General features: G+C 74.6%; 10 protein-coding genes. 3 read left to right on the top strand and 7 right to left on the bottom strand.

Annotated elements, in window-relative coordinates:
- Positions 1 to 48 precede the first annotated feature (48 nt).
- From H9652_RS07500 to H9652_RS07470, 7 genes are all read right to left on the bottom strand, one after another.
- A complete protein-coding gene (locus H9652_RS07500; protein WP_191795680.1) occupies positions 49 to 867 on the bottom strand; it encodes an SseB family protein in 819 nt (272 codons plus the stop codon).
- Positions 864 to 1,595, bottom strand: a complete 732-nt coding sequence (gene priA / locus H9652_RS07495; protein WP_191790686.1) for a bifunctional 1-(5-phosphoribosyl)-5-((5-phosphoribosylamino)methylideneamino)imidazole-4-carboxamide isomerase/phosphoribosylanthranilate isomerase PriA — start codon at positions 1,593 to 1,595, stop codon at positions 864 to 866. Before priA ends, H9652_RS07500 begins: the two co-directional genes overlap by 4 nt.
- 116 nt (positions 1,596 to 1,711) lie before the next feature.
- Positions 1,712 to 2,359, bottom strand: a complete 648-nt coding sequence (gene hisH / locus H9652_RS07490) for an imidazole glycerol phosphate synthase subunit HisH (RefSeq protein WP_191795679.1) — start codon at positions 2,357 to 2,359, stop codon at positions 1,712 to 1,714.
- Positions 2,356 to 2,874, bottom strand: a complete 519-nt coding sequence (locus H9652_RS07485) for a hypothetical protein (RefSeq protein ID WP_191795678.1) — start codon at positions 2,872 to 2,874, stop codon at positions 2,356 to 2,358. Before H9652_RS07485 ends, hisH begins: the two co-directional genes overlap by 4 nt.
- A gap of 86 nt (positions 2,875 to 2,960) precedes the next feature.
- Positions 2,961 to 3,560, bottom strand: a complete 600-nt coding sequence (hisB, locus tag H9652_RS07480; protein ID WP_191790683.1) for an imidazoleglycerol-phosphate dehydratase HisB — start codon at positions 3,558 to 3,560, stop codon at positions 2,961 to 2,963.
- Positions 3,557 to 4,696 carry a histidinol-phosphate transaminase gene (locus H9652_RS07475; protein WP_191795702.1) on the bottom strand — a complete coding sequence of 380 codons (1,140 nt, stop codon included), beginning with the start codon at positions 4,694 to 4,696 and terminating at the stop codon, positions 3,557 to 3,559. Before H9652_RS07475 ends, hisB begins: the two co-directional genes overlap by 4 nt.
- Positions 4,697 to 4,909: 213 nt before the next feature.
- A complete protein-coding gene (locus tag H9652_RS07470) occupies positions 4,910 to 5,419 on the bottom strand; it encodes a Rieske (2Fe-2S) protein (RefSeq protein WP_191795677.1) in 510 nt (169 codons plus the stop codon).
- 155 nt (positions 5,420 to 5,574) lie between these two features.
- Here H9652_RS07470 and H9652_RS07465 point away from each other — a divergent pair, with 155 nt between their 5' ends.
- The 3 genes from H9652_RS07465 (at position 5,575) to H9652_RS07455 (ending at position 9,991) form a co-directional block, all read left to right on the top strand.
- A complete protein-coding gene (locus H9652_RS07465) occupies positions 5,575 to 6,072 on the top strand; it encodes a hypothetical protein (protein ID WP_225227874.1) in 498 nt (165 codons plus the stop codon).
- Between the two features lie 194 nt (positions 6,073 to 6,266).
- Positions 6,267 to 7,298 (top strand): alcohol dehydrogenase AdhP, encoded by a 1,032-nt coding sequence (gene adhP, locus H9652_RS07460; protein WP_191795676.1) that lies wholly within the window; start codon positions 6,267 to 6,269, stop codon positions 7,296 to 7,298.
- A gap of 395 nt (positions 7,299 to 7,693) precedes the next feature.
- Positions 7,694 to 9,991, top strand: a complete 2,298-nt coding sequence (locus H9652_RS07455) for a DEAD/DEAH box helicase (RefSeq protein ID WP_191795700.1) — start codon at positions 7,694 to 7,696, stop codon at positions 9,989 to 9,991.
- Positions 9,992 to 10,056: the final 65 nt, after the last annotated feature.

Genomic DNA, 10,056 nt, shown 5'->3' with positions numbered 1-10,056 from the left:
GGGCATGCGTGCCCCCCGCAAGGCGCCCGACGACGCCACGCCGACAGGTCAGTCCGCGCGCCCGATGCGCAGCTCGAGCGAGTCGACCCGCTCCGAGACCACGTCGTTGCCCGCGAGGGCCGCGTTGACCTGCGCCAGCACGGCGTCCAGGCCGCGCCGGTCGAGCCCCGAGTCGATCGAGAGCACGACGGCGACCTCGGCGCTGCGACCCGTCTCGGCGCGAACCGCCGCGACGTGCTCGATCCCCGAGACCGCTCCCGCGACCTCCGCCGCGACGTCGGCCGCGACCACGCCGTCCGCGACCGCGGGCGCCCACTGCTTGCCCTGCGCGAGCGCCCACACCGCGGGGCGCGGGACCAGGACCGTGACCGGTCCCGACGGGTCGAGGACAAGCAGGGACCAGTCCTCGCTCACGGCCGACAGGGCGGCGCGTGGCGCGTCGACCGGGACCGGGCGAGCGTCAGGCCGCCAGGCGGCCATGCTCGCGACGCTCGAGAACACCGGGAGCGCCCGCCGTCCGTCGGGAGCCTCGAGCGCCACGACGCCCGCCGAGGCCTCCTTGTCGACCTTCTGCCCGTGCTCGCCGACGCCCGACTTCTCGAGCTCGGCCAGGATGGGGATGAGCAGCCGCGTGCGGCCGAGCCGGGCGACGACCTCGGTGAGGCCCACCGTCCCCGCCGAGAAGTCCGCCAGGACGCTCGTGAGTGCCGGGTCGGCCGAGCCGTCGTCGTCCGAGAAGCCCGAGGACGGAGGCAGCGCCTTGCCCGACCCCTCGCCCGCCGGGCCCTTCGAGAACGGCGACGCGCCGTGCGCGTGCCCCGCGTGCGGGTCCTCGGGAGCCGGGAAGGGCGAGGTCGACGAGGTCACGGACGGCCTGCCACGTCGAGGGCCTGGGGCAGCGTGAAGGCGCCCGCGTACAGGGCCTTGCCGACGATGGCCCCCTCGACGCCCTCGCCCACGAGCGCGCGCAGCGCCTCCAGGTCCGCGAGGCTCGAAATACCTCCCGACGCGACGACCGGGGCGTCGGTGCGCGAGGCGACCTCGCGCAGCAGGTCGATGTTCGGGCCGCGCAGCGTCCCGTCCTTGGTCACGTCGGTCACCACGTAGCGCGAGCAGCCGGCGGCGTCGAGGCGCTCGAGGACCTCCCACAGGTCCCCGCCCTCCTGCGTCCAGCCGCGGGCCGCGAGCGTCGTGCCGCGCACGTCGAGCCCGACCGCGATCGCATCGCCGTGCTCGGCGATGACCTTGGCCGTCCACTCGGGGTTCTCGAGGGCCGCGGTGCCGAGGTTCACGCGCGAGCAGCCCGTCGCGAGCGCACGGGCCAGGGACTCGTCGTCCCGGATGCCCCCGGAGAGCTCGACCTTGACGTCGAGGCGCGCCACGACGTCGGCCAGGAGCTCGGCGTTCGAGCCGCGACCGAAGGCCGCGTCGAGGTCCACGAGGTGCACCCACTCGGCGCCGCCGGCCTGCCAGTCGAGCGCCGCCGACAGCGGGTCGCCGTACGAGGTCTCCGAGCCCGCCTCCCCCTGGACGAGGCGCACCGCCTGCCCGGCAGCGACGTCGACGGCGGGCAGCAGGACGAGACGATCGGTCATGAGGTGGTCCTTCCGAGGATTCACGAGTGGGTGGGGCGCGAGCGCTGCGCGCGGGCGCCGGGTGACGCGTTGGACGGTCGGTCAACGGGCGGGGCCGGCCCCGCCCGCACGGGAGGTCAGAGCGAACGGACCCAGTTCTCCAGGAGTCGGGCACCGGCGTCGCCGGACTTCTCCGGGTGGAACTGCGTCGCGGAGAGCGGACCGTTCTCGACGGCCGCGACGAACCGGCCGCCGTGGGCGGACCATGTGACGAGCGGGGCGCGGAACGCCGCGCCCACGGGCTCGTCGACGCCCAGCGAGAAGTGGCGGGCCGCATAGGAGTGCACGAAGTAGAACCGCTCGTCGGCGACCCCGTCGAACAGCACCGAGCCCTCGGGCACCTCGACCGTGTCCCACCCCATGTGCGGGACCACGGGCGCCTCGAGGCGGTCGACGATGCCCGGCCACTCGCCGAGCCCCTCGGTGAGGGTGCCGTGCTCGTCGCCCTCGTCGAACATGACCTGCATGCCGACGCAGATCCCGAGCACGGGACGGCCGCCCGCGAGGCGGCGCTCGACGATCTGGTCGCCGCGCACGGCCTTGAGCCCCGCCATGACGGCGGCGAAGGCCCCGACGCCGGGCACGACCAGCCCGTCGGCCTCCGACGCGCGCGCACGGTCCGCGGTCAGCTCGACGCGCGCGCCGACCCGCTCGAGCGCGCGCACCGCCGAACGGACGTTGCCGAAACCGTAGTCCAGGACGACGACCGAGGGCCCCTCGCTCACTTCTTGCGCGCCTTGCGGGCGGAGGCCGTCAGCAGGCGCATGGCCTTCCAGCGCGAGATGTCCGAGCTGGGGACGACGCCCTGGAGGTCCGCGACGGTCGCCTGACCCGTGACGAGGTCCTCGAGCTCCTCGGGGGCACCGCCGAGCACGAGGCCGGGGGCGAGGGTGTCGCCCTCGACCCCGTCCTCCCAGCGCGTCGCGGTGAGCTGCTCGCCCCGACGCGTCAGGAGGATCAGGGGCACGCCCTTGACGAGAGTCGAGATCGCGGCCGCCGCCCGCTGCGGGGCGTCGCCCGACAGGTCGCGCAGGACGGCGAGCGCACCGATGCCGGTGGGCACTGCGTCGACCTCGATCTGCGCGATCGAGCACGCCGCGGCGAGCGGCTCGGCGCCCGCGATCTGCGTCACGAGGACCGCGACCTCGGGGTCGGAGGACGGGGTGAGCAGGCTCGAGATGTCGTCCGGGATCTCCAGGTCCAGCTCGGGCTCGTCGGCGGGGTTCTGCGGGGTGGTCATGTCGTCCGTCTCGGTCGTCCGCGGGTCGCGGGGGTGATCGCCGTGCTCAGGCCCGTCGGGCTGAGCGGGGGTGGTCGGCTCGGAGGTCACAGGGCGCCCTTGGTCGACGGGATGCCGTCGACCCGGGCGTCGGGCGCCACGGCGAACCGCAGCGCGCGGGCGAGGGCCTTGAACTGCGCCTCCACGATGTGGTGGGGGTCGCGGCCCGAGAGCACCCGCACGTGGATGCAGATGGCCGCGTGGTGCGCGATGGACTCGAGCACGTGGCGCGTGAGCGACCCCGTGAAGTGGCCACCGATCAGGTGGTACTCCTGCCCCGCGGGCTCGCCCTCGTGCACGAGGTACGGGCGGCCCGACACGTCCACGACCGCGAGCGCGAGCGCCTCGTCGAGCGGGACCATGGCGTCGCCGAAGCGCGAGATCCCGGCCTTGTCGCCCAGCGCGATCCGGAGCGCCTCGCCGATCGTGATCGCGACGTCCTCGACCGTGTGGTGCGCGTCGATGTGCGTGTCACCCGTGGCCTTGACCGTGAGGTCGATGAGCGAGTGCTTGCCGAGGGCCGTCAGCATGTGGTCGTAGAACGGGACGGTCGTCGAGATGTCCGTCTTCCCGGTCCCGTCGAGGTCCAGCTCGACGAGGACGCTCGACTCCGACGTCGCGCGCTCGATGCGCGCGGTGCGCTTCACAGTCCTGCCACCTCCACCAGGGCGTCCTTGAACGCCGTCATCTCCTGCGGCGTGCCGATCGACACCCGCAGCCATCCGTCGGGACCAGTCTCCCGGATGAGGACGCCTCGATCCAACAGGCCCTGCCAGATCGCGTGGCGGTCCGGGAAGGTGCCGAACAGGACGAAGTTCGCGTCGGAGTCGGCGACCCGCAGGGGCGCGCCGCCCAGGGCGGCCGGGCGCTGGGCGCGCAGCCAGGCGACCGTGGCGTCGCGCTCGGCCCGCAGGTCGTCGACCTGGGCCAGCAGGGACGTCGAGTGCTTGAGCGCCGCGCGAGCGACCGCCTGCGTCGCGGCCGACAGGTGGTACGGCAGGCGCACGACGCGCAGCGCGTCCACGAGCGGGCGCGACGCGGCGAGGTAGCCCACGCGGGCCCCGGCCAGCGCGAACGCCTTGGACATGGTGCGCGTGACCGCGAGGTTCGGGTAGCGCTCGAGCAGCTCGAGGGCCGAGGGGACACCGGCGCGACGGAACTCGCCGTACGCCTCGTCGACCACGACGACCGCGGACGTGCCCGGCTCGGCGCCGCGCGGCGTGACCGCGAGCGCCGCCTCGCACACGGCCTCGACGACCTCGCGCGTCAGGGCGGTACCGGTCGGGTTGTTGGGGCTGGCGAGGAGGATCACGGACGGCGCGTGCTCGACGATCGCCGCGCGGGCGGCGTCGGCGTCGAGCGTGAAGTCCTCCTCGCGGCGCCCGGTGACCCAGGCCGTGGAGGTGTCGCGCGCGTACTCGGGGTACATCGAGTAGGTGGGCGCGAAGGACAGCGCGGTGCGGCCCGGTCCGCCGAAGGCCTGGAGCAGGTGGAGCATGATCTCGTTCGAGCCGTTCGCGGCCCAGACCTGCTCGGGAGCCACGCGCACGCCCGACTCCCCTGCGAGGTAGTCGGCCAGGTCCTGGCGGAGCCCCAGGAAGTCGCGGTCCGGGTAGCGGTTGAGGGTCGCGGCAGCAGCGGCGACGTCGGCGGCGATGGTCGCGACGACCTCGGCCGAGGGCGCGTAGGGGTTCTCGTTGACGTTGAGCAGGACGGGGACGTCGAGCTGCGGTGCCCCGTACGGCTCGATCCCCGCGTGCTCGGCCCGCACCGGCAGGTGCACCTCGGAGGCGGCGTGCGCGCGGGGCTGCGAGAAGGAGGCACCCGCCTGGGGTGCGCCGTCCGGGGACTCGAGGAGTGGAGTGGTCACCAGGACAGTCTACGAAGCCGTTCGTGCGGGAGCGGTGGACGTCCGGCAGGCGGGCGGTGAGGCTGCCCGCGGCGGGCGGTCCCGGCGGCCGCGTGACGGGGCGCCGCGGCCGGGGCCAGGAGCGCGTCAGGTCGTGACGACGTCGGTCCCGCTCACCGTGACGGCGAGCCGCGGCAGCGGCGAGGGCGCCGGGCCGCCGAGGACGTCGCCCGTGCTCAGGTCGAAGCGGGACCCGTGGCAGGGGCAGTCGAGCTCGCCGTCCCCCGGCGCGACCGTGCAGCCCTGGTGCGTGCAGATCGCGCTGAAGGCCTCGAACGTCCCCTCCTCGGGCTGGGTCACGAGGTAGGGCGCGCCGTCGACCTGGACCGACACCGCGCCGCCCACGGGCACGTCGCCCGTGGCGGTGACGACCGTGCCCGACGGCGCCGCGGACGTCGCGCTCGTCGCCCCGCCCTCGCCCGTGGTCCCGGCGGTCCCGCCCCCGCCGCCCGAGCAGGCCGCGAGGACCAGCGCACCCGCGCCCGTGCCCGCGGACACGAGGAGCGAGCGCCGCGAGAGGAGGTCGTGCGGGGGTGTCGCTGCCTGCGGGGGTGTCGCCGCGTGCGCCGAGGTCACCTGCGTGGTCGAGGTCCTCATGGTCACCCTCCGCCGTGCGTCCCGGGTCGATCGGTCCTTCAATTGAAGCATCGGGCTCCGTGCCGCGCGCGAGCGCGGCACCGCCCGCCCGGCACGGGCACCCCGCCCGCGCCGGACCACGCAGCCCACCTGCACCAGAGCACTCGGAGCACCTCATGGACGCGTCCGGACCTCCTCCCGCCGACGGCTCGACCGGTTCGACCGGCTCGACCGCAGGGCGCTCCCCGGCGTCGGGCACGCCTCCCGTGCCTCCGCCGCTGCCGCGCGGCGCGTGGCTGCTGCGCGGCGTGACGGCCGCGGGGCTGCTGCTGTCGGCCGACGTGCACCTGTTCCTCTTCGTCCAGGGCTACCAGGACATCGAGGTCGTGGGTCCGTTGTTCCTGCTCAACGCCGTCGCAGGTTTCGCGCTCGGGCTCCTGGTCCTGGTGTGGCGCCACTGGCTGCCGCTCCTGGGGGCGATCGGGTTCTCGCTCGCGACGCTGGGCGCGTTCTACCTGTCGACGACCGTCGGCTTCTTCAGCGTGAACGAGACGGTCGGCGGGGTCCAGCAGGTCACGGCCGCGGTCGCCGAGTGGGTCGCGCTCGTCGGTGCGCTGCTGGCGCTCGTGGTCGAGCGCCGTCGGGCGTCAGGACGGTCGCGGAAGCATGTCTGACCTGCGCAGACATCGCATGTGACGCTCTTCACGACCCCGCCGCGCGCGCTCCCCCGCGCTCGCCGCGCACCCGCAGACCCCCTCGGATACGGTCGAGGAGCCGGACATCCTCGGACGCGCAGCGCGTCCCGTCGCGCCTGACGCGCCAGTCGACGGCTCGACCCACCCCCGGTGTCCGCTCCTGGAGGAGAGTCATGAGCACCATGAAGGCAGCCGTCGTCCACACGTTCGCCGCGCCGCTCACGATCGACGACGTCGAGGTCCCCACCCCCGGACCCCACGAAGCGCTCGTCAAGGTCGACTACACCGGCGTGTGCCACACCGACCTGCACGCCGCCCACGGCGACTGGCCGGTCAAGCCGTCCCCGCCGTTCGTGCCCGGCCACGAGGGCGTCGGCACCGTCGTGGCCGTCGGCGACCAGGTCACGCGCGTCGCGGTCGGCGACAAGGTCGGCAACGCCTGGCTCTGGAGCGCGTGCGGCGAGTGCGAGTACTGCGAGACCGGCTGGGAGACCCTCTGCCCGAACCAGAAGAACGGCGGCTACTCGGTCGACGGCTCGTTCGGCCAGTACATGCTCGTCGACTCCCGCTACGCCCCGATCATCCCCGACGGCGTGGACGACTCCGCGGTCGGCCCCATCCTGTGCGCGGGCGTCACGGTCTACAAGGGCCTCAAGCAGACCGACACCCAGCCCGGCGAGTGGGTGCTGATCTCCGGCATCGGCGGTCTGGGGCACATCGCCGTGCAGTACGCCGTGGCCATGGGGCGCCGCGTCGCCGCGGTCGACGTCGACGACGACAAGCTCGCCCTGGCCCGCAAGCACGGTGCCGAGGTCACGGTCAACGCCGCCACCTCGGCCGACGCCGCGGCAGAGATCCAGGAGAAGACCGGCGGCGGCGTGCACGGCGCGCTCGTGACGGCCGTCAACGCCCACGCCTTCCCGCAGGCCGTCGGTGCGCTGCGCCGTGGCGGCACCGTGTCCCTCGTGGGCCTGCCCCCCGAGAAGTTCCCGCTCGACATCTTCACGACGGTCCTGTTCGGGCTCACTGTCCGCGGCTCGATCGTGGGGACCCGCAAGGACATGACCGAAGCGCTGGACTTCTTCGCGCGCGGCAAGATCACCCCGACCTACACCGTCCGGCCGCTGAGCGACGTCAACGACATCTTCAGCGAGATGGAGAAGGGCGCGATCGACGGGCGCGTCGTGATGGACATGCGCTCCTGAGGAGCCCCAGAGAGGGCCGCTGGCGGACCCCCACCCATCGCTGAGGGCCCGGCGCGAACGGCGGACTCCCGTCGGACGCGCCGGGCGCCACCTGTGCACGACCGCGCACTGTCCCACCCAGCGCCTACGATCGCTGGGTGACCTCGTTCCCCCGTGACCAGCACGACCCGTACGCCGATCTCCCTGCCGACTTCGCGTCGGAACCCCCCGCCGACCTCTACGACGAGCCCCCGGTCCCCGACGACGCGGGAGCCGCTCCGGTGCGCCGGCCCGCTGCTCCCGGTGCGGCCCCGGCTCCCTCCGTCGCCCGGTCCGACACGCCCGCGGCGGTGGACGCGGCCGACCCGGCGTCGGCCCCCGATGCCGCCGATGCCGCGCGGCTCGCCAAGGTCGCCATGCTGCGCGGGCTCCTCGAGGGCAAGGACCTGCGCGAGGAGGCCGAGGCCGCGCTCCGCAAGCTCGTGGGCCGTGAGGACGCCGCGCTGCGCGACGACCAGTGGCTCGCGATCGAGGCACTGGTCGCGTTCCGCCGTCGGGCCCTGGTGGTCCAGCGCACCGGCTGGGGCAAGTCCGCGGTCTACTTCGTCGCGACCTCCCTGCTTCGCTCGCGCGGCGCGGGCCCCACGGTCATCGTCTCGCCGCTGCTCGCCCTGATGCGCGACCAGATCTCGGCCGCGGCCCGCGCCGGGATCCGCGCCGTGACGATCAACTCCTCGAACATGACCGAGTGGGACGAGGTGCACGCCGCGATCGCCGCGGGCGAGGTCGACGTGCTGCTCTGCTCGCCCGAGCGGCTCAACAACCCCGGCTTCCGCGACGAGGTGCTCCCCCGGCTCGCGGCCGACGCGGGCCTCGTCGTGATCGACGAGGCGCACTGCATCTCCGACTGGGGCCACGACTTCCGGCCCGACTACCGGCGCATCCGCACCCTGCTCGCGGACCTTCCCCCGGGCATCCCGGTGCTCGCGACGACCGCGACCGCGAACGAGCGTGTCACCGCGGACGTCGCCGAGCAGCTCGGCGTCACGGGGGCGTCGGTCGGCACGGGAGCCGAGGGCACCGTCGCCGGTGCGGCCGGTGGCCCCCGCGAGGACGTTCTCGTGCTGCGCGGCGGCCTCGACCGCGAGTCGCTGCACCTGGCCGTCCTGAACCTGCCGGACCAGCCGAGCCGCATCGCGTGGCTCGCGGAGACCCTCCAGGACGTCGACGGCTCGGGGATCGTCTACTGCCTGACGGTCTCGGCCGCCGAGCAGGTCGCGAGCCAGCTCCGCGCGACAGGCCTGGCCGTGGCCGCGTACACGGGCCAGACGGACACGACCGAGCGCGAGCAGCTCGAGGCCGACCTCAAGGAGAACCGCGTCAAGGCGCTCATCGCGACCTCGGCGCTCGGCATGGGCTTCGACAAGCCGGACCTCGCGTTCGTCGTGCACCTCGGCGCGCCCTCGTCCCCCATCGCGTACTACCAGCAGGTCGGTCGTGCCGGACGTGGCGTCGACAGCGCGGTCGTGGTGCTGCTGCCCGGCGAGGAGGACCGGCGCATCTGGGAGTACTTCGGCTCGCTCGCGTTCCCCGCCGAGCGTCAGGTCCGCGAGACGCTCGCAGCCCTCGAGGCGGGCGGCGGTACGCAGTCGGTCGCGGCCCTCGAGACGCAGGTCGACCTCAAGCGCTCGCGCCTCGAGACCATGCTCAAGGTCCTCGACGTCGACGGCGCGGTGCGCCGCGTCAAGGGCGGCTGGGTCTCTACGGGGCAGCCCTGGGTCTATGACGCCGACCGCTACGCGCGCGTCGAGCAGACCCGGCTGGCCGAGCAGCGCTCCATGATCGACTACGAGGCCACGAGCGGCTGCCGCATGGCGTTCCTGCGCGCGACGCTCGACGACCCCGAGCTCGAGCAGGGCTGGACGTGCGGACGGTGCGACCGCTGCGGCGGCGTCGACCTGCCCGCCGCCCCTGACGCCGAGGCCGTCTCCGCGGCGCGCGCCGACATGGACCGCCCGGGTGTCGAGGTCGTCGCGCGACGCCAGTGGCCCACGGGCCTCGACCGGATGGGGCTCGACCTCAAGGGCCGCCTGTCCCCCGAGGAGCTCGCGTCCCCGGGGCGCGCCGTCGCGCGCCTCGACGGGCTGGGCTGGTCGGGCCCGCTGCGTGAGCTCTTCGCGCCCGGCGTGCCCGACGGCGAGACCCCCGTCGCGCTGCGGCGCGCCGCCGCGCGCGTGCTCGACGAGTGGGACGCGCTGTACGCGGCCGCGCCGACGACCGACGGCGCCGACGTGACCGGGGCGGCCGACGGCGTCGCGGCGGCGGACGGGCCGGCCGACGAGACGGCCCCCGCACGCCGACTCCTGCTCGACGGCGTGGTCTCCGTCCGGTCCGCCACGCGCCCCCACCTGGTCCAGCACCTCGCCGGCGGGCTCGCGCGCTACCTCGACCGCCCGCTCGTCGGGTCGGTCGGTCCTGTGCCGGGCCGCGAGCAGCCCGGCCGGCACGACGTGAACTCGGCAATGCGACTGGCGGGGGTCGTCGAACGGCTGCAGCTCGAGCTGTCCGGGCCCGCGCTGGCCGGGCTCGCGGGGCGCCGGATCCTCCTGGTCGACGACTACACCGACTCGGGCTGGACCCTCACGGTCGCCGCCCGCCTGCTGCGCCAGGCGGGTGCCGCCACGGTCTACCCGTTCGTGCTCGGGGTGCGCTGAGGGCCCTGACGGCACGGCCGACGCCGCACGAGAGCGGGGGGGGGGGGGGGGGGGGGGGGGGGGGG

The sequence above is a fragment of the Oerskovia rustica genome (assembly GCF_014836555.1).
Taxonomy (GTDB): Bacteria; Actinomycetota; Actinomycetes; order Actinomycetales; family Cellulomonadaceae; genus Oerskovia; species Oerskovia rustica.
The sequence above is the reverse complement of the archived record's forward strand: the minus strand, read 5'-3'. Positions and strand labels throughout refer to the sequence as shown.